General features: G+C 63.4%; 20 protein-coding genes and 3 tRNA genes. 17 read left to right on the top strand and 6 right to left on the bottom strand.

What is annotated here, in order from left to right:
- From purF to H7995_RS16440, 7 genes are all read left to right on the top strand, one after another.
- Positions 1–1,506, top strand: a complete 1,506-nt coding sequence (gene purF, locus H7995_RS16470) for an amidophosphoribosyltransferase (RefSeq protein WP_166591465.1) — start codon at positions 1–3, stop codon at positions 1,504–1,506.
- Between the two features lie 78 nt (positions 1,507–1,584).
- Positions 1,585–2,796 (top strand): O-succinylhomoserine sulfhydrylase, encoded by a 1,212-nt coding sequence (locus tag H7995_RS16465; protein WP_182341049.1) that lies wholly within the window; start codon positions 1,585–1,587, stop codon positions 2,794–2,796.
- Positions 2,793–3,569, top strand: coding sequence for an SDR family oxidoreductase (locus tag H7995_RS16460; protein ID WP_185818620.1), 777 nt, complete (start codon positions 2,793–2,795; stop codon positions 3,567–3,569). The genes H7995_RS16465 and H7995_RS16460 overlap by 4 nt, the downstream gene beginning before the upstream one ends.
- A gap of 214 nt (positions 3,570–3,783) precedes the next feature.
- Positions 3,784–3,859 (top strand) — tRNA-Val (locus H7995_RS16455).
- 54 nt (positions 3,860–3,913) lie between these two features.
- Positions 3,914–3,990, top strand: a tRNA-Asp gene (locus H7995_RS16450).
- 93 nt (positions 3,991–4,083) lie between these two features.
- Positions 4,084–4,160, top strand: a tRNA-Asp gene (locus H7995_RS16445).
- Positions 4,161–4,433: 273 nt separating this feature from the next.
- Entirely contained in the window at positions 4,434–4,592 is a 159-nt protein-coding gene (locus tag H7995_RS16440; protein WP_166589077.1) for a hypothetical protein, read from the top strand.
- A 131-nt stretch (positions 4,593–4,723) separates the two neighbouring features.
- Here H7995_RS16440 and H7995_RS16435 read toward each other — a convergent pair whose 3' ends face one another.
- Positions 4,724–5,674 carry a SphA family protein gene (locus H7995_RS16435; protein ID WP_185818619.1) on the bottom strand — a complete coding sequence of 317 codons (951 nt, stop codon included), beginning with the start codon at positions 5,672–5,674 and terminating at the stop codon, positions 4,724–4,726.
- Positions 5,675–5,933: 259 nt separating this feature from the next.
- Between H7995_RS16435 and H7995_RS16430 the strand changes: the two genes are divergently transcribed.
- The 8 genes from H7995_RS16430 (at position 5,934) to H7995_RS16395 (ending at position 16,513) form a co-directional block, all read left to right on the top strand.
- On the top strand, positions 5,934–6,971 hold the full coding sequence (locus H7995_RS16430; RefSeq protein WP_166589075.1) for an AraC family transcriptional regulator: 1,038 nt from the start codon (positions 5,934–5,936) through the stop codon (positions 6,969–6,971).
- Positions 6,972–7,032: 61 nt separating this feature from the next.
- The gene (locus H7995_RS16425; RefSeq protein ID WP_185818618.1) at positions 7,033–7,920 is read left to right on the top strand and encodes a Dyp-type peroxidase; all 888 of its coding nucleotides are present in this window, start codon (positions 7,033–7,035) and stop codon (positions 7,918–7,920) included.
- Between the two features lie 167 nt (positions 7,921–8,087).
- Positions 8,088–8,705, top strand: coding sequence for a transcriptional repressor LexA (gene lexA / locus H7995_RS16420; RefSeq protein ID WP_166589073.1), 618 nt, complete (start codon positions 8,088–8,090; stop codon positions 8,703–8,705).
- Complete coding sequence (gene imuA, locus H7995_RS16415; RefSeq protein WP_166589072.1) at positions 8,705–9,322, top strand: translesion DNA synthesis-associated protein ImuA; 618 nt, start codon at positions 8,705–8,707, stop codon at positions 9,320–9,322. Before lexA ends, imuA begins: the two co-directional genes overlap by 1 nt.
- 7 nt (positions 9,323–9,329) lie before the next feature.
- Positions 9,330–10,745 (top strand): Y-family DNA polymerase, encoded by a 1,416-nt coding sequence (locus tag H7995_RS16410; RefSeq protein ID WP_166589071.1) that lies wholly within the window; start codon positions 9,330–9,332, stop codon positions 10,743–10,745.
- Entirely contained in the window at positions 10,721–13,825 is a 3,105-nt protein-coding gene (locus H7995_RS16405) for an error-prone DNA polymerase (protein ID WP_302097811.1), read from the top strand. The genes H7995_RS16410 and H7995_RS16405 overlap by 25 nt, the downstream gene beginning before the upstream one ends.
- A gap of 199 nt (positions 13,826–14,024) precedes the next feature.
- Positions 14,025–16,148, top strand: a complete 2,124-nt coding sequence (locus tag H7995_RS16400) for a hybrid sensor histidine kinase/response regulator (RefSeq protein ID WP_166589067.1) — start codon at positions 14,025–14,027, stop codon at positions 16,146–16,148.
- Positions 16,149–16,273: 125 nt separating this feature from the next.
- On the top strand, positions 16,274–16,513 hold the full coding sequence (locus tag H7995_RS16395; RefSeq protein WP_182341038.1) for a DUF465 domain-containing protein: 240 nt from the start codon (positions 16,274–16,276) through the stop codon (positions 16,511–16,513).
- Between the two features lie 38 nt (positions 16,514–16,551).
- On the opposite strand, the gene H7995_RS16390 is transcribed toward H7995_RS16395, so the two are convergent.
- The 5 genes from H7995_RS16390 to H7995_RS16370 all read right to left on the bottom strand — a co-directional run bounded on the left by H7995_RS16390 (position 16,552) and on the right by H7995_RS16370 (position 20,999).
- Complete coding sequence (locus H7995_RS16390) at positions 16,552–17,658, bottom strand: SMP-30/gluconolactonase/LRE family protein (protein WP_166589065.1); 1,107 nt, start codon at positions 17,656–17,658, stop codon at positions 16,552–16,554.
- A complete protein-coding gene (locus tag H7995_RS16385; RefSeq protein ID WP_185818616.1) occupies positions 17,658–18,812 on the bottom strand; it encodes an SRPBCC family protein in 1,155 nt (384 codons plus the stop codon). The genes H7995_RS16390 and H7995_RS16385 overlap by 1 nt, the downstream gene beginning before the upstream one ends.
- A gap of 103 nt (positions 18,813–18,915) precedes the next feature.
- A complete protein-coding gene (locus H7995_RS16380; protein WP_166589063.1) occupies positions 18,916–19,779 on the bottom strand; it encodes a LysR family transcriptional regulator in 864 nt (287 codons plus the stop codon).
- Positions 19,780–19,922: 143 nt separating this feature from the next.
- Positions 19,923–20,237 carry an SCP2 sterol-binding domain-containing protein gene (locus H7995_RS16375; protein WP_166589062.1) on the bottom strand — a complete coding sequence of 105 codons (315 nt, stop codon included), beginning with the start codon at positions 20,235–20,237 and terminating at the stop codon, positions 19,923–19,925.
- A 51-nt stretch (positions 20,238–20,288) separates the two neighbouring features.
- Positions 20,289–20,999 (bottom strand): histidine phosphatase family protein, encoded by a 711-nt coding sequence (locus tag H7995_RS16370; RefSeq protein WP_166589061.1) that lies wholly within the window; start codon positions 20,997–20,999, stop codon positions 20,289–20,291.
- Positions 21,000–21,204: 205 nt separating this feature from the next.
- Between H7995_RS16370 and sohB the strand changes: the two genes are divergently transcribed.
- Both sohB and H7995_RS16360 read left to right on the top strand, forming a co-directional pair.
- Entirely contained in the window at positions 21,205–22,227 is a 1,023-nt protein-coding gene (sohB, locus tag H7995_RS16365; RefSeq protein ID WP_185818615.1) for a protease SohB, read from the top strand.
- 144 nt (positions 22,228–22,371) lie between these two features.
- Entirely contained in the window at positions 22,372–22,680 is a 309-nt protein-coding gene (locus H7995_RS16360) for a hypothetical protein (RefSeq protein ID WP_185818614.1), read from the top strand.
- Positions 22,681–22,806: the final 126 nt, after the last annotated feature.

The following is a 22,806-nucleotide window of genomic DNA, read 5'->3' as shown; positions in this document are numbered from 1 at the left end:
ATGTGTGGCATCGTCGGTATCGTCGGTAAGTCGAACGTCAATCAGGCGCTGTATGACGCGCTAACCGTCCTCCAGCACCGCGGCCAGGACGCTGCCGGGATTGTGACCAGCCACGATGGCCGGTTATTTCTGCGCAAGGACAATGGCCTGGTACGTGACGTGTTTCATCAGCGTCACATGCAGCGCCTCGTCGGGCACATGGGCATTGGCCATGTGCGTTATCCGACTGCCGGTAGCTCGACTTCGGCCGAAGCTCAACCGTTTTACGTCAACTCGCCGTATGGCATCACCCTGGCGCATAACGGCAACCTGACCAACGTTGAACAGTTGGCCAAGGAGATCTACGAATCTGACTTGCGCCACGTCAACACCAGCTCCGACTCGGAAGTGCTGCTCAACGTGTTCGCCCACGAACTGGCCCAGCGCGGCAAGTTGCAGCCCACCGAAGAAGACGTGTTCGCCGCCGTCACTGACGTGCACAACCGTTGCGTAGGTGGCTACGCGGTCGTGGCGATGATCACCGGCTACGGTATCGTCGGTTTCCGTGACCCGCACGGCATCCGTCCGATCGTCTTCGGCCAGCGTCACACCGACGAAGGCGTCGAGTACATGATCGCCTCCGAGAGCGTGTCCCTGGACGTGCTGGGCTTTACCCTGATCCGCGACCTGGCGCCGGGCGAAGCGGTCTACATCACTGAAGAGGGCAAGCTGCACACCCGTCAGTGCGCGACCAACCCGTCCCTGACCCCGTGCATCTTCGAACACGTGTACCTGGCGCGTCCGGACTCGATCATCGACGGTGTGTCGGTGTACAAGGCTCGCCTGCGCATGGGTGAGAAGCTGGCCGAGAAGATCCTGCGCGAGCGTCCTGAGCACGACATCGACGTGGTCATCCCGATTCCGGACACAAGCCGTACTGCGGCCCTGGAGTTGGCGAACCACTTGGGCGTGAAGTTCCGCGAAGGCTTCGTGAAAAACCGCTACATCGGCCGGACCTTCATCATGCCGGGCCAGGCCGCGCGGAAAAAATCCGTACGCCAGAAGCTCAACGCCATCGAGCTGGAGTTCCGCGGCAAGAACGTGATGCTGGTGGACGACTCGATCGTGCGCGGTACCACCTGCAAGCAGATCATCCAGATGGCCCGTGAAGCTGGCGCCAAGAACGTCTACTTCTGCTCCGCGGCACCGGCCGTGCGTTACCCGAACGTCTACGGCATCGACATGCCGAGCGCTCACGAGCTGATCGCGCACAATCGTTCGACCCAGGACGTGGCCGACCTGATCGGTGCTGACTGGCTGATCTATCAGGACCTGCCTGACTTGATCGAAGCGGTCGGCGGCGGCAAGATCAAAATCGAAAAGTTCGATTGCGCAGTGTTCGACGGCAAGTACGTCACCGGCGACGTCGACGAGGCTTACCTGGACAAGATCGAGCAGGCGCGTAACGACGCCTCGAAGGTCAAGACCCAGGCAGTCAGTGCGATCATCGATCTGTACAACAACTGAGTTTCTACCGGCCCTGAGGGGCCGGTTTTGTATCTACTACAGGCTCTTCATGACAAGAGCAGGGCAAGGAGTGACAGCATGAGTCAGGATTGGGATGCCGGTCGGCTGGACAGCGACCTCGATGGCGTAGCGTTCGATACCCTGGCCGTACGTGCCGGCCAGCACCGCACGCCGGAGGGTGAGCACGGTGATCCGATGTTCTTCACCTCCAGCTACGTGTTCCGTACCGCGGCCGATGCTGCGGCGCGCTTTGCTGGCGAAGTGCCGGGCAACGTTTACTCGCGCTACACCAACCCCACCGTTCGGTCCTTCGAGGAGCGCATTGCCGCCCTCGAAGGTGCTGAGCAGGCGGTGGCCACAGCCACCGGCATGGCGGCGATTCTTGCGGTGGTGATGAGCCTGTGCAGTGCTGGCGACCACGTGCTGGTGTCGCGCAGTGTGTTTGGTTCGACCATCAGTCTGTTTGAGAAGTACTTCAAGCGGTTTGGCATCGAAGTCGACTACGTCCCCCTGGCGGACCTGTCCGGCTGGGACGCGGCAATCAAGGCCAACACCAAGTTGCTGTTCGTCGAGTCGCCGTCCAACCCGTTGGCCGAACTGGTGGATATCCGCGCATTGTCCGAAGTGGCGCACGCCAAGGGCGCGATGCTGGTCGTCGACAACTGCTTCTGCACGCCTGCCTTGCAGCAACCGCTCAAGCTCGGCGCGGACGTCGTGGTGCATTCCGCCACCAAGTTCATCGACGGCCAGGGCCGGTGCATGGGCGGCGTGGTGGCTGGCCGCAGCGAGCAGATGAAGGAAATCGTCGGCTTCCTGCGTACCGCCGGGCCGACCCTGAGCCCGTTCAACGCCTGGATCTTCCTCAAGGGCCTGGAAACCTTGAGCCTGCGCATGAAGGCGCACTGCGCCAACGCCCAGCAACTGGCCGAATGGCTGGAGCAGCAGGAGGGCATTGAGAAGGTGCATTACGCAGGCCTCAAGAGCCACCCGCAGCACGAGTTGGCCCAGCGCCAGCAGAAGGGCTTTGGCGCGGTTGTCAGCTTCGAGGTCAAGGGCGGCAAAGAAGGCGCATGGCGCTTTATCGATGCCACCCGGCTGATCTCGATCACCGCCAACCTGGGTGACAGCAAGACCACCATTACCCACCCAAGCACCACGTCCCACGGGCGCCTGGCGCCACAGGAGCGCGAGGCGGCGGGTATTCGTGACAGCCTGATCCGGATTGCCGTTGGCCTCGAAGACGTGGCTGACCTGCAAGCGGACCTGGCGCGTGGGCTGGCCGCCTTGTGATCGAGATCGCAACGCCTGCCGGCGGCAGCAATGGCCGGGTTGCCCTGGTCACGGGTGCTGCCCGCGGCATCGGTTTGGGGATTGCCGCCTGGTTGATCAGCGAAGGCTGGCAGGTGGTGCTGACCGATCTCGACCGTGAGCGTGGTTCCAAGGTTGCCAAGGCGTTGGGCGAACATGCCTGGTTCATCACCATGGACGTAGCTGATGAGCTGCAAGTGACCCAGGGCGTTGCCGAAGTACTGGGGCAGTTTGGTCGCTTGGACGCCCTGGTGTGCAACGCGGCGGTCGCCGACCCACGCAATATCACCCTGGAAAGCCTCGACCTGGCTTACTGGAACCGGGTGCTGGCGGTCAACCTCAGTGGGCCGATGTTGCTGGCCAAACACTGTGCGCCGTATCTGCGGGCCCACAACGGTGCCATCGTCAACCTGGCCTCGACCCGGGCCGGGCAGTCGGAACCTGACACCGAGGCCTACGCGGCGAGCAAGGGCGGCTTGCTGGCCTTGACCCACGCCCTGGCCATCAGCCTTGGTCCGGAAGTCCGGGTCAATGCGGTCAGTCCCGGCTGGATCGATGCCCGCGACCCTTCGGCGCGACGTGCCGAGCCATTGAGTGATGCCGATCATGCCCAGCATCCGGCGGGCAGGGTCGGCACGGTCGAAGATGTCGCGGCGATGGTGGCGTGGCTGCTGTCGCGCAATGCCGGGTTTGTCACCGGCCAGGAGTTCGTGGTCGACGGCGGCATGACCAAGAAGATGATCTACAGCGAGTAACCCTCCTTCTTCGCGAGCACACGGAGCGCCGCTCGGCTCGCTCCCACGGTAGACCGCAGTCTCCTGTGGGGGAGAGCCTGCTCGCGAAGGGCCGCGCGGTGGTCGCCGAAGCCGTGGGCAATTACCTGTTTTGCTCTTTTTCAGAAAAACTTCAATCAGGGTATTGACTTAGCTTCGGTATCTGCGTAAATTTCGCGGCCTCGGAGAAGCAAACGGGTGATTAGCTCAGCTGGGAGAGCGTCTGCCTTACAAGCAGAATGTCGGCGGTTCGATCCCGTCATCACCCACCACTTCTTGAGAGTCTTGCGAAAGCAAGATGGAAGCTGAAAAGCCTCCACCGACGCGCAGCGGTAGTTCAGTCGGTTAGAATACCGGCCTGTCACGCCGGGGGTCGCGGGTTCGAGTCCCGTCCGCTGCGCCATATTTTCCAGATCGGGTTTGCCCGGTTTGAGATTGCAAAGCCTCGAAGCTTTACAGTCAGACGAATTAACTGGACGCAAGTCCACAGCGATACGCAGCGGTAGTTCAGTCGGTTAGAATACCGGCCTGTCACGCCGGGGGTCGCGGGTTCGAGTCCCGTCCGCTGCGCCATATCTGCTCCAGGGCCCACTGAACGCCTTGGTGCTACGAAGCAAAACATTGGCCATGCCGATGTCTGTTTCGAGTCGATAGCAAAGACCCTGGTCGAAAGACCGGGGTTTTTTGTTTGTGCGATACACAAAAAACCTGCGAGGCTCACGCTTCGCAGGTTTTTTGCTTTTCGCCTGGCACGACGGGCGTGAAAGCCGGCAGCGCCTTCAATATAGCGCCGCCGTGACTTTGTTCTATCCTGAAATGAGAACCCCATCTCAGGAGGAGAGTGCCATGGCCGCTGACAAGCAACACGATCAATCTCGCGAAAACGACGAAGAAGATCAGGACGAAGCCAGCCCTGAAGAGAACCCGCCACCGCAAACCTGGAAACATCCCGATGACGGTAAAAGCCTGTCGGACCAGGATCAGGAATGGCCGTTGAAACCCTGAACCCAGCTCCCGCCGGTCATGCCTTTCCAGCAACGGCGGGGCGCTGTTGCGCCGAGGTCTGCTCAAGTAGCTTGCCCTGGGTCCCCCTGATGGCGACCCGCCGGGCCTGAGAAGCACCGCTGCGACTGTGTTCAGAATGCGTAGGGAATGGTGACCTTGGCCCACAGCATCTGGCCTTCTGGACGGTTTTCCACGTCAAATTCCTTGGCCCAGCGCAACTCGGCACTGGCGTATTTAAGGAAGGTGAAATACAGCGCCGGACCCACGGCGAACACCTCGCCACGCACCCCATCGTTGACGTCCTGGCCGTTGAACTGCACGGTCTTGCCGTATTGTTTATCGTCGGTGGTCTGCTTGAGGTAATAACCGTTGAGGCCGAGGTTGAGGTTGTCGGTCACTTTGTAGCTGGCGGAATAGTCGAAGTGGAAAATCTGCCCTGAGCGGTAATCGGTGTCGTGGTTCTCTTCGTTGAAGCTGTAGGTGGTCTTGAGCGACAGCTCGGTGCGCTCGGTCGGCAGCCAGGTGAAGGAAAACAGCGGTTTGTAGGTGTAGAAGTTGTTGCTGGTGTTAGCCAGGCGCGTGGCGTCGTATTCACCGGTAGGAAGGGTGATCTCCAGCGCCGCACCCAAGGTCAGGTTTTTCCCCATGTCCCACAAAATGATCGGTGCCACCGTGGTGTCGCCCATGCTTTCGCGCTCATCCTCCAGGCCATAGGCCTGCACGCGCTGCTTGAGCCAGGGCTGGGCTGCGTAGAAACCCAGGCGACCACCGGCGAGCCGCAGTGGGGTCAAGTAGTCCAGGCGCGGAATCACCGCTTCGGAGGTGATCTCGACACCCGGCACCTTGCCACCGAGGGAACTGATATTGAGTTTCCTAGCCTTGTAGAAGTTGTAGTAGAGGTTGAGCGCAACCATGTTGTCCGCAAGGCTGTTGACGTCCAATGGCAGCATGAAGAAGCCATCGGTGCCCGGGCCGATGTTGTCGACGCCGGATTCGGTGGCCTGTGCCGACAGGCACACACTCGACAGCAAAACCAGGCTGATCGCCAGGCGCAGGGGAGAGGAGACACGGCTCGGATTCATTTTTTTAACTCTTATTATTGTCTGGGGACACATCGCTGGCCTGCACGCTGGCCGCGCCATAGAAATAAGCCCTCAACGCCCGACAGGGCAGGGTATTGGCGGACACAGAGCGGACTTCTGCGGCCAGCCTGTGGCCTGTCATGGCACCCGGCAGGCGACGTTGGTTGCGGGTTGGCGGTCAGGCGGCCAGGCGTGCTAACGTTCTGCGACATAATCGGTTACAAAAATAAAAACTGAATCTGACCGGAAGCCCGTCGCCATGCCCATCAAAGTCATCGATCCCCACTACGAGCTGGCGCTGGTGTCACCTTTCCTGCTGCAGACCCTGGCCGAAGTGGCCAGCGCCAACGGTATCGACCCCCACAGCCTGTGCCGTGGCCTGGGGTTTTCCCTGGATGACCTGCAGGACCCGGCGCAACGTATTTCCTACCGCCAGGCCGTGGCGATGATCCAGCGCGCACTCAAGGTCATCCCCAACCAGGGGCTGGGGTTGTGGGTGGGCAACCAGAACGTGCTGGGCACCCTAGGGTTGCTGGGGCATGTGTTGTCGCTGTGCAAGACCCTGCGTGACGCATTCGAGCTGGGCATGCGCCACCAGCACACCTCGGGCGGGATTGTGGTGTCCAGCGTCCGCGAAGTGGCGACCCAGGTATTTGTCGACGCCGAATGTCGCCTGCCGTTCGCCGACGTGCAGATGTTCGCCGTGGAAGAGTTTTTTGCCAGCCTGCTGGTCTACGGCCGAGCGCTGGTGGGGGCCGATTTCAGCTGTGTGCGGGTGGAGTTTGTTCACGCGGCCCCCGACTACCTGGCGGAGTATCACCGCCTGCTGGGCGCGGATGTACGCTTTGGCTGCCTGCACAACCGCCTGGTGCTGGACGCCCGCTGGCTCGACGTGCGCCTGCCCAACCACCATTCCCTGGCGCTGCGCCAGGCGGTCAAGCTGCTGGAACTGGAAGGGGCCGAGGTGCACCAGAAGCTCGACCTGATTCAAGCGGTGGAGCGGGCCATCTCCCGCGACCTGACCCAGGGCAGCCACATCGAGAAGATCGCAGGCGACCTGAACATGAGCGGCCGCACCCTGCGCCGACGCCTGACCGAACATGCCCTGACCTTCGAGGCCCTGCTGGAGCAAGTACGCCAGGCACGCACCATGAGCCTGCTGGCCAACCCTGAGATGTCCATCGAACGCATCACCGAAGAAGTCGGCTACAGCGATGTGCGCAGCTTTCGCCGCGCCTTCAAGCGCTGGACCGGGCAGAGCCCGAGTGCGTACCGGGGCGAGGCGCAGGCACAATAACCCTTGCTCACACAAACCTCCGCGTGCCGGGTAGAATTCCCGCCTTTCTAAAGGAGTTCTCATGAGTTACTACCAGCCGGGCATCCTCGCCACACCCGTCCCGCCTCAGGCGCGGCATCTGTTTTTTGCACTCCAGACCGTTGAAGCACTGCCGGCGGCGCTCGACCAACTGATGCAGTGGGTGGACGGGAAGTGCGCGGTGGTCGGGTTTGGCAAATCGCTGGTCAATGCCCTGGAGGCCAAAGTGCCTGGGCTGCGCCCGTTCCCGGCGATGATCGGCGTGGGCGTCGACAACCCGTCGACCCAGCACGCGCTGTGGCTCTGGCTGCACGGTGAAGACCGCGGCGAACTGCTCAACCGCAGCCGCGCCATCGAGGCGGCGCTGGCCCCGGCCCTGCGCCTGGTGCAGATGAACGAAACCTTCCGCCACATGACCGGCCACGACCTCACCGGCTACGAAGACGGCACCGAAAACCCCCACGATGATGCCGCCGTCGCGGCCGCGCTGGTGGCGGAGGGCGAGGATGGCCAGGTGGGTGGCAGTTTTGCCGCGATCCAGCAGTGGCAGCATGACCTCAGCGGCTTCAATGCGCTGCCGTCCCATGAGCAGGACAACATCATGGGTCGGCGCAAAAGCGATAACGAAGAACTCGACGACGCGCCGATTTCCGCCCACGTCAAGCGCACCGCCCAGGAAAGCTTCACCCCGGAGGCGTTCATCGTCCGTCGCTCGATGCCGTGGATCGAAGGCGAGCGTGCCGGCCTGATGTTCCTGGCCTTCGGTCATTCGTTCAATGCCTTCGAAGCCCAACTGCGCCGCATGAGTGGCCTGGAAGACGGGATCGCCGATGGCCTGTACCGCATGAGCCGGCCGATCACCGGTGGTTACTACTGGTGCCCACCCCTCAAGGACGGTCGCCTCGACCTGCGCGCGTTGCATATCGGCTGACGGGCATTCACCAGCGATGGTGCCTGACCCACCGCCATCGCTGGCAAGCCAGCTCCCACAAGGTAGGCGGGCGTATGCCAAATCTGCGAGCCCCCAAAACCACACTGTAGGCATGGGTAATCCGCCTGGCGGCTGGCTCTTGTAAGTAATTTGCGAGAGGAGTACAAATGTACTCCATGACTACTTTAACGCCTCGCCGTGCCGCCATCCTGACCTTCATCCGCGACCGTATCGCGCAACAGGGCCAATCCCCGAGCCTCGCTGAAATCAGCGAGGCCTTTGGTTTTGCCTCGCGCAGCGTGGCGCGCAAGCACGTGCTGGCGCTGACCGAGGGCGGGTTCATCGAGGTCAACCCGCATCAGGCCCGGGGCATTCGCCTGCTCAACCAGCCGCGTCGCCCCGAGTTGCTGGATATCCCGGTGCTTGGGCGGGTAGCCGCTGGTGCGCCGATGGGGGTCGATGCCGAGGTGCACAGCCGCCTGTGGCTGGACCCGGCACTGTTCTCGCGGACCCCGGACTACCTGCTGCGGGTCCAGGGCGACTCGATGATCGGCGACGGCATCCTCGACGGCGACCTGGTGGGCGTGTGCCGCAGTGCCCAGGTGCAGAACGGCCAGATTGTGGTCGCACGGCTCGAAGGCGAAGTCACCATCAAGCGCTTTGAACGGGCCGGGGACAGCGTGCGGTTGCTGCCGCGCAACCCGGCCTACAGCCCCATTGTGGTCAGCGCCGATCAGGACCTGGCGATCGAAGGGGTGTTCTGCGGCCTGGTGAGGCAAGGCTGATGGGCGCCGTCGTTGCGCTGGACACCCTGTTCCATCGTGGCCAGGTCTGGAAAGGCCGGCCTGCGCCCGCCGATGTCAGTCGCCAACCCACCGGGCATGCAGCGCTGGACGCGGCGTTGCCCAGCGGCGGCTGGCCGGAGGCGGCACTGAGCGAAATCCTGATTGCCGGGCAGGGCGTGGGTGAGTTGCAACTGGTGTGGCCGGCCCTGGCCCGCCTGACCAGAGGCGGGGAGCGGGTGGTGCTGGTGGCGCCGCCCTGCGTGCCATACCCCCAGGCGTGGCAGAACGCCGGGGTCGACCTGCGCCAGTTGTCGATCATCCAGGCCAGTGATCGCGAGGCCCTGTGGGCGGCGGAACAATGCCTGCGTTCGGGCAGTTGCGGCGCGGTACTGTGCTGGCCGAAACAGGCCGATGACCGCGCCTTGCGGCGTTTGCAGGTGGCGGCCGAAACCGGCCAGACCCTGGCCTTCGCCTATCGCTCGATCAAGGACGCGATCAACCCTTCGCCGGCAGCCCTGCGCATCGCCATCGATGCGCGGCCCGCCCAGTTGCGGGTACTCAAGTGCCGCGGCGGGCTGGCCCGTACGGCGCCAATTGCTTTCGCCCCGGGGCATTGAGGTTGCTATGCGCTGGGTCTGTATCCTGTTCCCGCAACTGGCGCTGGACGCGGTCTTGCGTCAGCGCAGCGACCCCGATGAACCGCTGGCGCTGCTGAGCGGCCCGGCACAACGCCGGGTGTTGCAGGCCGTGAATGAGCCGGCGCGGGCCCTGGGCTTGCGGGCCGGGCAGTCGATGACGGCCGCCCAGGCCCTGAGCAAGGCTTTTGCCTGTGCCGACTATGACCAGGCGGGAGTGGAACACTGGCAGCAGTTTCTCGCGGCCTGGGCCTACCGCTTCAGTTCCCAGGTCAGCGTGCATTTCCCGCGTACGGTGCTGTTTGAAATCGAGTCGAGCCTGGCGCTGTTCGGCCCCTGGCCGCAGTTCGAGGCCCGCTTGCGTGCCGAACTGACGGCCCTGGGGTTTCGCCATCGCCTGGTGGCGGCGCCCAACCCCCTGGCGGCGCGGATCCTGGCCAATGCCTACGACGGCCTGGCGGTGCCGGACGCCCAGGCCCTGGGGCCACTGCTGGGGCAGATGCCGGTCGAGCGCATCGGCCTGGCGCCCACGGTCGCCAGCGCCCTGTCACGCATGGGGCTGCGCACCTTGGGCCAGGTCCAGGCGCTGCCTCGGCAGACCCTGGCCCGACGGTTCGAGGCCCCGGTGCTCAAGCACCTCGATACCCTGCTGGGGGAGCGACCGCTGGCCTTGGCCTTCTACCTGCCGCCGGACCGCTTTGATGTGCGCATCGAGCTGAATTTTGATGTGCAGTCGCACCAGGCCCTGCTGTTTCCATTGCGCCGCCTGACGGCTGACCTGGCGACGTTTCTCTGTGGCCGTGACGCTGGTGTGCAGCGGTTCGACCTGCACCTGGAGCACGCCGGCCTGCCTGATACCCTGATCAAGGTCGGACTGCTGAGCGCCGAGCGTGAGCCGGGCATGCTGTTCGAACTGGCCCGGGGGCGCCTGGAACAGGTGCAGGTCGAGGCCCCGGTGCGCGGGTTTCGCCTGTCGGCGCAGGACTTGCCGAGCTTTATACCGCAGCGCCGCGAGCTGTTCGACGAACGCCCACAGCAATCCTTGCCCTGGGAGCAACTGCGCGAGCGCCTGCGCGCCCGCCTGGGCGACGATGCCGTACAAGGCCTGGGGTTCCAGGCCGACCACCGCCCCGAGTGTGCCTGGCAACCCCATGCCCAGAGCCAGCCTGCCACGCTGCTGTCGCGGGCGCAGCGCCCAGGCTGGTTGCTGACCGAGCCGCAGGCGGTATCGGAAGGGGCGGCACGGATTCTCATGGGGCCGGAACGCATCGAGTCCGGCTGGTGGGATGGCGCCGATGTGCGCCGCGACTATTACCTGATCCAGACCCGTGCCGGGCAACAGGGCTGGGCCTATCGCAGGGTGGGCGAGGGCGGGCCGCTGTGGCTGCAGGGCTGGTTCGCATGAGCGGCGGGTATGCTGAACTGCACTGCCTGTCGAACTTCAGTTTCCAGCGCGGTGCCTCCAGTGCCCAGGAGCTGTTCGAGCGGGCCAGGCGCCAGGGCTACCAGGCCCTGGCGATCACCGACGAATGCACCCTGGCCGGTATCGTTCGTGCCTGGCAAGCGTCCAGGGTGCAGGGGGTGCCGCTGATCATCGGCAGCGAAATGCGCATCGAGAACGGCCCGAAGCTGGTACTGCTGGTGGAGAACATCGAGGGTTATCAGGCCCTGTGCCGGCTGATCACCCAGGCCCGGCGGCGCGCAGAAAAAGGCCGGTACCGGGTCCTGCGTGAAGACTTTGCCGAGCCCCTGCCCGGGCTGTTGGTCTTGTGGCTGCCGGACCCGGACCTGGACGACGCGCCGGCCCAGGGTGCCTGGTTGAAAGGGCTGTTTGGCGCGCGGCTGTGGCTGGCGGTGGAGCTGCATTGCGGGCAGAACGACACCCGGCGCCTGGCCGATCTGCGGGCCCTGGCGGCACAGCTGCAGATCCGCGCCGTGGCCAGTGGTGATGTGCACATGCATGCCCGTGGTCGCCGGGCGCTGCAGGACTGCATGACCGCGATTGCCCTGCATGTGCCGGTGGCCGCCGCCGGGCAACGCTTGCATCCCAATGGCGAGCGGCATCTGCGCAGCCTTGAGGCGCTGGGCGAGCTGTACCCGCGCGCGCTGCTCGACGAAACCCTGGAAATTGCCCAACGCTGCCGCTTCGATCTCGCTCAGTTGCGCTATCAATACCCCCGCGAACTGGTGCCTGAGGGGCAGACACCGACCTCCTGGCTGCGCCATCTGACCGAGCAGGGCCTGTCCCGGCGCTGGCCACAAGGCCCGGACAGCAAGGTGCTGGCGCTGATCGACAAGGAACTGCAACTGATTGCCGAACTGGGCTACGAGAGCTATTTCCTCACCGTCGAGGACATCGTCAGCTTCGCCCGGCGTCAGCGCATCCTGTGCCAGGGTCGAGGTTCGGCGGCCAACTCGGCGGTGTGCTTTGCCCTGGGCATTACCGAAATCGACCCGAGCCGGATGAACATGCTGTTCGAGCGGTTCCTGTCCCGCGAGCGCAATGAGCCGCCGGACATCGACGTCGACTTTGAGCACGAACGCCGCGAGGAGGTCCTGCAATACGTGTTCCAGCGCTATGGCCGGCGCCGGGCCGCGCTGACGGCGGTGGTCAGCACTTACCACGCGGCCGGAGCGATCCGCGATGTGGCCAAGGTCCTCGGCTTGCCGCCTGACCAGATCAACGCCCTGGCCGATTGCTGTGGCCACTGGAGTGACGACGCGCCGCCGCTTGCGCGTTTGCGTGAAAGCGGCTTTGACCCGGACACCCCGCTGCTGCACCGGGTGTTGAGCCTGACCCGGCAACTGATCGGCTTCCCCCGGCACCTGTCGCAGCACCCCGGTGGCTTCGTGATTTCCGAGCAGCCGCTGGACAGCCTGGTGCCGGTGGAAAACGCGGCGATGGCCGAGCGTACGATCATCCAGTGGGACAAGGACGACCTGGACATGGTCGGCCTGCTCAAGGTCGACATCCTGGCCCTGGGCATGCTCAGCGCCATTCGCCGCTGCTTCGACCTGCTGCGCTACCATCGCGGGCTGGACCTGAGCCTGGCGAGTATCCCGGCCGAAGACCCGCCGACCTACGAGATGATCTGCCGCGCCGACACCATCGGCGTGTTCCAGATCGAGTCCCGGGCGCAGATGTCGATGCTGCCCCGGCTGCAGCCTCGCACCTTCTATGACCTGGTGATCGAAGTGGCGATCGTCCGTCCCGGGCCGATCCAGGGTGGGATGGTGCACCCCTACCTGCGGCGGCGGAACAAGGAGGAGCCAGAAACCTATCCCAGCGTGGCGCTTGAAGCGGTGCTCCAGCGCACCTTGGGGGTGCCGTTGTTCCAGGAACAGGTCATGCAGATCGCCATCGTGGCGGCCGACTACAGCCCCGGCGAGGCGGATCAACTGCGCCGCGCCATGGCCGCCTGGAAACGTCATGGCGGCCTGGACTCGCACCAGGTGCGCCTGCGCGAAGGCATGCTGAAAAACGGCTACTCAGAGGCGTTTGCCGCGCAGATCTTCGAGCAGATCAAGGGGTTCGGCAGCTACGGTTTTCCCGAGTCCCACGCCGCCAGTTTTGCCCTGCTGACCTACGCCAGTTGCTGGCTCAAATGCCATGAGCCGGCGGCGTTTGCCTGTGCCTTGATCAACAGCTGGCCGATGGGTTTCTACAGCCCGGACCAGATCCTCCAGGATGCGCGTCGGCATCAGTTGCAGATCCGTCCCGTGGACGTCTGCGCCAGTACCTGGGATTGCAGCCTGGAACCGATTGGCCAGCAGCAGCCGGCGATCCGCCTGGGCTTGCGCATGATCAAGGGATTTCGCGAGGAGGATGCCCGGCGTATCGAGGCGGCGCGCCTGTGCCGGGCCTTCGCCGATGTCGCCGACCTTGGCCAGCGCGCCGGGCTCGATGCCCGGGCCCACGCGTTGCTGGCCGACGCTGGCGCCTTGCGTCCGCTCGCCGGCAATCGTCATCGGGCACGTTGGGAGGTGGCGGGGGTGCAGCAGCAACTGGGGCTGTTCGCCGGCTTGCCGAGCCAGGACGAACCGCCGGTGAGCCTGCCGGTCCCCACCGTCAGCGAAGACCTGCACGCCGACTACCACAGCGTCGGCACCACCCTGGGGCCCCATCCGCTGGCGCTCTTGCGCGAGCCGTTGCGCGCCCGGCGTTGCCGCAGCTCACGGGAGCTGCTGGAGGTCGAGCACGGGCGCAACGTCAGCGTCGCCGGCCTGGTCACCGGCCGCCAGCGTCCGGGCACTGCCAGTGGCGTGACCTTCGTCACCCTGGAAGACGAGTTCGGCAACATCAATGTGGTGGTCTGGCGCGACCTTGCCGAGCGCCAGCGCAAGGTTCTGGTCGGTGCGCAATTACTCAAGGTCGACGGGCGCTGGGAAAAAGTCGGCGAAGTGCGCCACCTGATCGCCGGCCGCCTGAGCGACCTGAGTCCCTTGCTCAATGGCATCAGCGTGCACAGCCGGGATTTTCATTGAGTCGGCCCAGGTCGTGTCGCCAATCTGGAGCGAGCGGGACGGCAGGGCGGTGCCAGGGGGCGGAATTCTGCAGGCTGACAAGCGGCGAGAGTTGGACAACAATGAAACCATCAGCGTCGGCCGCGCTCAAAGCTTGAGCGCAGGCTCGTCTGCGTCGGTCCGTTGTTCCACCTTTGCCCTGTGCGCACAGAGTCCATCGATGCAGTTTCTAACGCAGAACCATGGTTGTAGCGGGTGGAGCGGCGAAATGGCCGAACGCATCCGCGCGTTCGACTGGAGCCTGACCGAACTCGGCAGCTTCGACACCTGGTCGCGCAGCCTGCGCAGCTCGGTGCAGTTGCTGCTGGCCTCGCCGGTGCCGCTGGTGATGCTCTGGGGGCGCCCCGGCTACATGATCTACAACGATGCCTATTCGGTGTTTGCCGGCGGGCGTCATCCCTATCTGCTCGGCTCACCAGTGGAACTCGGCTGGCCGGAAGTCGCTGAGTTCAACCGCAACGTGGTCGACACCTGCCTGGCCGGTGGCACCCTTTCGTACCGCAACAAAGAGCTGGAACTGTTGCGTAACGGCCAGCCCGAAGCCGTGTTCATGGACCTCTACTACAGCCCGGTGGCCGACGATGACGGCGTGCCGGCCGGGGTCCTGGCGATTGTCGTGGAAACCACCGCCCACATGACCTCCGAGCGCCTGCGCGAACAGGCCGAAGCGGCCTATCGCGCCGACAACGAACGGGTGCGCCTGGCGCTCAACGCCGGGGCTCTGCTGGGGTCGTTTGTCTGGGACATACGGGCCAATCTGCTGTCTGGGGATGAGCGTTTTGCCCGGACGTTCTCCTATCCGAGCGAGCAGTCGCTGGAGCTGTTGTCACCCGAGTTCGCCGCAACCAGGATCCATCCCGATGACTTGCCAGAGGTTACCCGACTGGTGGAGCAGGCCTTGAGAGTGGGTGGCCCGTTCAATGCCCAGTACCGTATCCGGCGGGCGGATGATAGTTATTGCTGGGTGCTGGCCAGTGGTTGCTGCGAGTTCGATGAACAACGACAACCCCTGCGTTTTCCCGGGGTGTTGATCGATATCCACGAGCGCAAGATCGCCGAAGAGAACTTGCTCAAGTTCACCCGCAACCTGGAGCAGCGGGTCGCCGATGAGGTGGAGGGGCGCCTGGCCGCGGAAGAGCAATTGCGCCAGTCGCAGAAACTCGAAGCCATTGGTGGACTGACCGGCGGCGTTGCCCATGACTTCAATAATCTGTTGCAGGTGATCGCCGGCAACCTGCACCTGTTGGCCCGCCATGAAGCCGGCAACGCCAACGTGCAGCGCCGGGTCGGTGCCGCACTGGCGGCCGTCGAGCGCGGTGCCATGCTGTCCTCGCAACTGCTCGCCTTCGCCCGCCGCCAGCCCTTGTCGCCGGCGGTCTATAACACTCGGCAGATCTACCAGGGCCTGGGGGAGTTGCTGCAACGGGCGCTGGGTGAAACCATTCAGATCGATGTGCAACTGCCCGACGACCCCTGGTGTATTTCAGTCGACCGCAACCAGTTGGAAAACGCCTTGCTCAACCTGGCGATCAATGCCCGTGACGCCATGCATGGCGAAGGCACGATTGTGATCAGTGGCAAAAACGTCGTGCTCGATCGATTCGTGTGTGCCGGCAAGGGCATCAGCGCTGGCGACTATGTGCGCCTGTCAGTGATCGATCCCGGCGAGGGCATGGACGCGGCCACCCTCAAGCAGGCCTTCGAACCGTTCTTCACCACCAAGGCCGACGGCCAGGGCACCGGCCTGGGCTTGAGCATGGTGTTCGGTTTCGTCAAGCAGAGCGGCGGGCATATCGAGATGACCAGCGAGGTCGGCGGCGGTACGTGCGTGCACATGTATTTTCCGCGCAGCGAGCGGGCCCAGAGCCGCGAGGTGCCACCGCGTGGTGTGCGACACACGGGCGGCAACGAGACGATCCTGGTGGTGGAAGACAACGAGGAAGTGCGCGATACCGCCGTCGAGTTTCTCCAGGCCTCGGGCTACCAGGTGGTGCTCGCGGCCAATGGCGACAGTGCCATGCAACTGCTGCTGGACGGCGTGGCGGTGGACCTGATTTTTACCGACGTGGTGATGCCCGGGTTGATCAAGAGTTCCGATCTCGCCGCCTGGGCCAAGGTCCAGGTGCCTGCGGTGGCGGTGCTGTTCACCTCGGGCCATACCCGCGACATCATTTCCGACAATCATCAGCTCAGCCCCGACACCCACTTGCTGAGCAAGCCCTATAGCCCGGATACGCTGTTAAGCATGATCCGCAATGTCCTGGAAGAGGGCGGTCGAGGGTGAGGGTGCCGACGAACGGACACCGCTGGTCCGATTGGCGGTCGACAGCGACCCTCAGGCAAGGCCATGCTGATAACTGGTGAACACAGGACAAGTGCTCGCCACCGATCAACAAACGGAGGTGTTCCATGCCGGTGAAACATGACCTGTATCAGGACTTGAGCTATTCAAAGGAAGAGATTCAGAAAAAGCGTGCCAATGATCCCCACCTGCACGCGCTGCTGGATAAATACTCGGATATCGACACCCAGGTACTGAAGGCGGAAGCCGCCGCCCAGGCCGACGACGAGGTGAGGAAGCTCAAGGCCAAACGCCTTACGATCAAAGACGAAATCTCCAAAAGCTTGAACGGTGCCTCCAAGGCGTGACCACTCGGCGGGGGCGCAGCGTCGCCCCCGTGATTGACTCAAGGCCCTGCTGACAACGCCTTGGCCAAGGGCAGTCGCACCATGTGACTGGACTTCAGCGAACCGAAATACAGCCAGTCGCCATACTCGCGAACCGTGGTGATGGGTGAGTAGTTGCCACTGCTGGCATCCTGCAGGTTGCTGATCACCTTGCCGTCCAGATCCAGCCCCAGGGCAAACGCTCGACGCTCCACCGGCTTGGGCAACAGCATCATGGCCCTGACGACCATCTTGCGCACGAACGGATACCCGGCCAGCCCGTCGAGCAGGCTGTTGCGCGGTGCGTACAGCGCCACCCAGAAACGCTCCTGGCCGTTGAAGCTGAGGTTGTCCGGCAAGCCCGGCAGGTTGTCGACGAACACCTCACGGGTGCGTGCCTTGGGGCCGCTCAGCCAGTAACGGGTTATGCGATAGGCACCGGTTTCGTTGACCAGTACAAAGCTGTCATTGGGCCCCAGCGCCACACCATTGGCGAACTCCAGGCGGTCCAGCAACTGTTCGGTCTTGCCAGTCTGGAAGTCATAGCGCAACAAGCGCCCGTCACCCCCGTGCTCGATGATCGCCTCGCCATCATGGCCATAGCCCCACCGACTGGAAGCATCGCTGAAATAGGCGTAGTGCCCGGTCCGGTCGATGACTACGTCATCGGTAAAGCCCAAGGGCACGCCGCCGGCCTCGGTGCTCAGGGCGATCAACTGGCCTTGGGTATCGAGGGCCAGCAGGCCTTTGATGGCATCGGCGATAATCAGCCGGCCATCCGGATGCCGGGCCAGGCCCAGGGGCCGACCGCCGGTGTCGGTCAGCACCTTGAGGACCTTGCCGTCCAGGCTGGTACGGATCACCCGGCCGTCATGCAGGCCGCTGATCAGGAAGCCGTCTTCCAGCAGCAGCGCTTCGGGACCCGGGAGGTTGGCCGCGCCGATGTGCTCGACGTCCCTGAGCCGTTGGTTCTCGGCAAACACCCCCGAGACCAGGGACGGTGCCGGTGGCGGCGTCCAGGCCACGGGTTGCACCTGGGTCGGCGCTAGCAGCAGGAACAGGCCGACCAGCACCACGACCACCAACAGCAAGCCACTGAGGCTGACGCGCCGGCGCGCGCGGCTCATCAAGCGACAGCTCCGGCAGGCTTGAGCAGCGTGCCCAGCGCCCGGTCGCGCAGGGCCAGCAGCGACACCGCTGACTCGCGGTCGATCCGTCGCTTGAGCAGCAACCGATTGGCCAGGCGCATCCACAGGCCGCTGAAGCGGTACTCCAGGGTGCGTACAAAACGGCAGCCGTCGCCCTCGCTGCTGCATTCATAGGTCAGCAGCAGCTCCAGGCCATGATCGCCCTGGGCCCGGGCGCTCCAGCGGCGCCCCGGCAAGTATTCGTTGACCTCCCAGCTCAAGTGCCCGGCGCGACCACCGGCGTGGATGTCCTCTTCAAAACGTGCCCCGGCGTGCAGCGGTCCCTGCGGCCCCTCGACCCGCAGCGAGGAGGGGTGCCACTCCGGCCAGCGGCTGACGCTGCTGGCGTAGGCGAGCACGGCAATCGGCTCGCGGGCAATGTCGATCTGGTGCTGCAGGCGGGTCATGGGTGTTCTGCTCCTAGGCAGGTGGGCGTGGTCAGGGTGGTCTTCCCAGTACAGCGTGCCAAACAGGTAGTCCATCAGTGGCAACACAATATTGAAGTTGCGCGCCTGCATCAGCTCGCGCCGATGATGCAGTTCATGCAGGTGGCGCATCTGGCGGATCCATGGCAGGCGGGTGAGCGGATTGCTCGGCGGCAGGTGTTCGCAGGCGTGAAACACTTCGTAGGTCAGATAGCCGAGGATCATGCAGCCAGCGAACAGTGCGGCGACGTTGTCATTGAACTGCGCCAGCAACCACCAGGCGGGCAGGGTGACCAGCAGGCAATGCAGCACGATCAGCCAGGCCGGGAACAGGATCACCCGCCAGTCGCGCGCGGTGTCGTAGGCCATTTGGCTGGGGGCGAAAAAACTGTGGTGATCGCCGGCGTGCCGGGCATAAAACAGGCGGGCAAAGGCGTGTTTGTGATGGCCCAGGTGCCGGTGCACGGTATAGACCACCAGGTTGAACAGCAGCAAGGTCAGTGGCACCGCCAGCCATTCGAGCGGCTGCACTTGCTCCAGCGTGCTCCAGAACAGGCTGATCGCCGTGATCCCGAACGCCAGCACAAACCCTGCGTGCAGCCACGGATTGTAGAAGCGGTGGATCTCGGCGCGATAACGGTTACGAAACGCCTGCGTGGTTTGCCTCACCCTGATCACCTGTTGTCGTTGTTAGTGACAGAAGATTAGTCGCGGGCAAATTATCCGGCCAATGGATCTGCGTAATAGCGCTTGATCCAGGCGCTGAATGTCTTCAGAGCAACGGGTCCCAGCGTTGTGACCAGTCGCTGTCGCGCTGGACCAGTTGGCGCAGCAACTCGAACGCCTGCTGCAGGACCTGGGAATCACGATCGCGCGAATACACCAGGAACGTCGGGTAGCTGAACTCCGGCGCCTTGGGCACCCGCTCCAGCACCCCGCTGTCCAGATAGGACTGCACCACGCGGGTCCGGAAGTAACCGGCGCCCCCGTTCTGCAGAATGTACTGCAACGCCAGCGGCCCGAGGTTGAAGCTCAGCACGGCCTTGGCCTTGTCCGGCAACGCGGAGTCGTGCTGGCGGCGAAAGTCGCTGCCCCAGTCGATGTACACATAGGGTTCGGGGAGCGCGGGCAGTCGCACCTGGATCAGCTTTTCCTCGAGCAGTTGCTCGACCTGCAACCGCGGCCAGTATTCGGGCTGGAACACCAGGGCGGCGTCCAGTACGCCCATTTCGAGCTGGCGCAGCAGGGTTTCGCCGTTGCTGATTTCCGTGCGCAGGGCGTAGGCCGGAATGTTGGCGCGAATGTCGCGGGCCCAACTGAGCATCAACGGATTGCACAGGCTGATCTCGCCGCCGATGTGCAGCACATTGCGATAGCCGTCCGGCAGGGGCAGGTCGCGGCGGGCCGCTTCCCAGGTCTGCACCAGTTGATTGGCATACACCACAAAGGCTTCGCCGTCGGCCGTCAGGCGGGCGCCGGCACGGTTGCGCACGAACAGGGTGCAGGCCAGTTGGCTCTCGAGTTTTTGCACCCGTGCGGTGATCGCGGTCTGGGTGACGTGGAGTTTTTCCGCGGCCGCGGCCAGGCTGCCGCAACGAACGATTTCCAGGAAGGTACGGGCGAGATCGATGTCCATGGGTCGGCCGCTGAGCTAAAGGGTCCAGCAGTGTAGAGCAAGCGGGCGTTGAAGACCCACCGGGGACCTGAAACGACGAATCCCGCCATGACGGCGGGATTCGTGTGTTGCCTGGCCAGGCCTCCACCGGGAAGGCCGCAGGCTTAGGCCGGGAACAGCTCGGACAGTTTCATCGCCAGCATCATGTCGCCTTCAGCGCGCAGTTTGCCGCCCATGAAAGCCTGCATGCCATCGGTTTCGCCGCTGACGATGCCTTGCAGGGTTTCGCCGTCCATGACCAGGGTCACTTGGGCGTCCGGGTTCTCGCCTTCTTTCAGTTCGCAGGTGCTGTCTTTGACAACCAGCGAGAAGTTCTTGTCTTCGTCGATACGGAAACCGAACACCAGGTCCAGGCCGGCAGCGGCGGCTGGGTTGAACTTGGCTTGCATTGCTTGTACGGCGTCAGCTACGGAGGTCATGGTTCGATCCTTTTATGGGGTGTTACAGCAAGGGTCACAGTAATCCGGGGTTCATCGCAAAGTGATGAGTTCCGGGGCCTTCAACAGTTGCAAGTGGGCATGGCTGTTGAAGGAAGCCAGCGCCACCTCGCGACCACGGAACTTCAAGTGGTTGAGCGAGGTGTTGACGATTTGCCAGTTCAGTTCGAAAGCCTGTTTGGCTGGCATCAGCGTAATCAGGTGGAGCAGGGCGGTAATGGTTCCGCCGGAGGTGAACACGGCGATCTTCTGGGTGTTGTCCGCCTGTTCCAGTATGCGCTGCAGGCCGGCCTGCACCCGTTCGACAAAACCGAGCCAGCTTTCCAGGCCGGGTGTGTCGTAGGTGCCGGTCAGCCAGCGCTCGATGATCAGGGCGAAGATGCGCTGGAACTCGCCGCGGTTGTGCGCCGCGTTACGCAGGATGTGCAGGGCCTCGGGTTCTTCGGGCAGCAGGTCCGGGAGCAGCGCACGGATTACGGCGTCGGCGTCGAATTCATTGAAGGCCGAGTCGGTCTCCAGGGTCGGCACCGGCAGGCCAACGGCGGCGAATTGCGCCAGGGCGCTGGTGGCGGTGTGTTGCTGGCGGCGCAGGTCGCCGGCCAGGCAGCGATCGAAGCTCAGCCCCAGCTCAGCCAGGTGGCTGCCGAGGATTTCTGCCTGGCGCACACCCGTCGGCGACAACACGTCGTAGTCGTCTGCACCGAAGGAGGCCTGGCCATGTCGAATCAAGTAGATGCTGCCCACGTCCGCGTCATCCCGGTACGTTGAAGGTTTTGCGAGGTTATGAGGATGCCGGTGAGCTGTCAATGAAAAAACATACGCTTGTTTGAAATGCTCGTTGGAGGCCCTTCCCATCAGGTTTCACGGCTGGCCGCGACGCGGCCGCATGGGTATGCTGGAGCTATCCGCGCCCGCGAGTCGAGCGGCGCACCGTCGTTAAGGAGTCCATGTGGAGTTTTTTGCCGAGTACGCAAGTTTTCTGGCTAAAACCGTTACCCTGGTGATCGCCATCCTGGTGGTCCTGGCCAGCTTTGCCGCACTGCGCAGCAAGGGCCGGCGTAAATCAGCGGGCCAGTTGCAGGTCAGCAAACTCAATGATTTCTACAAGGGGCTGCGTGAGCGCCTGGAGCAGACCTTGCTCGACAAGGACCAGCTCAAGGCCCTGCGCAAATCCGAAGTCAAGTCCGAGAAAAAACAGAAGAAAAAGCCTGAGGCCAAGCCGCGGGTGTTCGTCCTCGATTTCGACGGCGACATCAAGGCCTCTGCCACGGAGAGCCTGCGCCACGAAATCACCGCGCTGCTGTCCCTGGCCACGCCCAAGGACGAAGTGGTCCTGCGCCTGGAGAGCGGCGGTGGCATGGTGCACAGCTACGGGCTGGCGTCCTCGCAACTGGCGCGTATTCGCCAGGCCGGCGTGCCGCTGACCGTGTGCATCGACAAGGTCGCCGCCAGCGGTGGCTACATGATGGCGTGCATCGGCGAGAAGATCATCAGCGCCCCCTTTGCCATCCTCGGCTCGATCGGTGTGGTGGCGCAGTTGCCCAACGTCAACCGGTTGCTGAAAAAGCACGACATCGACTTTGAAGTCCTCACCGCAGGCGAATACAAGCGCACCCTGACCGTGTTCGGCGAAAACACCGAGAAGGGCCGGGAAAAGTTCCAGGAGGACCTGGATGTGACCCATGAACTGTTCAAGAACTTTGTCGCCCGTTATCGCCCGCAACTGGCCATCGATGAAGTGGCCACCGGGGAAGTCTGGCTGGGTATCGCCGCGCTGGACAAACAGCTGGTGGATGAACTCAAGACCAGCGACGAATACCTGGCCGAACGCGCCAAGGGCGCCGAGTTGTTCCACCTGCACTATGCCGAGCGCAAGAGTTTGCAGGAGCGGGTCGGGCTGGCTGCCAGCGGATCGGTGGATCGCCTGTTGCTGACGTGGTGGAGCCGCTTGACCCAACAGCGGTTCTGGTAACTGACAAGGCGCTCAATCCGAGGTTCTATCTCTGTCGTCATGTAGGGGGCCACTCCTACATGTTCTGTCGCCGTGACGGGATAGGCTGGGTTTAACATTTAGTTATGCTGGATGTTCATTAATCAGCAGCAAGGATGTTGCGCCATGACTAAAAGCAACCCATACAATACCGATCCTGATGTGTTTGCCCTCTTTGAAAAAGCCTTGCCCAAGCAAGGGATGTTTCTCATTGATGATGTCCTGACCAGGGACCTGAAAGTGGTCTCGCGCTCGCGAGATGATCAAATCGAATACAGCTTTATCAAGTCCTATGGAAAGAACCCGGGACAGGTGGACTTCAAGGTGTTCATTGAAGGTTCGCGCTGGGGGGATTTGAATGGCCGCTTGTTTGATGACATATCGGGCCTGGCCGCTGCCCTGCGTAGTAGAGGCTTGCAGCACGTCCAGTTATGAGCCCCCTGCGGCTAAACATGACGACAGGCTTTTTCCCAAGCCCTGAACACAAGGAGTGATCCTCGGTTCGGGGCTTTTTCGTCATGCGGATATCTGACTTTATGTGTCGGGATTTTACCGCCCATT

The sequence above is a fragment of the Pseudomonas kielensis genome, assembly GCF_014236655.1.
GTDB classification, from domain to species: Bacteria; Pseudomonadota; Gammaproteobacteria; order Pseudomonadales; family Pseudomonadaceae; genus Aquipseudomonas; species Aquipseudomonas kielensis.
This window is presented reverse-complemented; position numbering and strand designations above follow the sequence as displayed.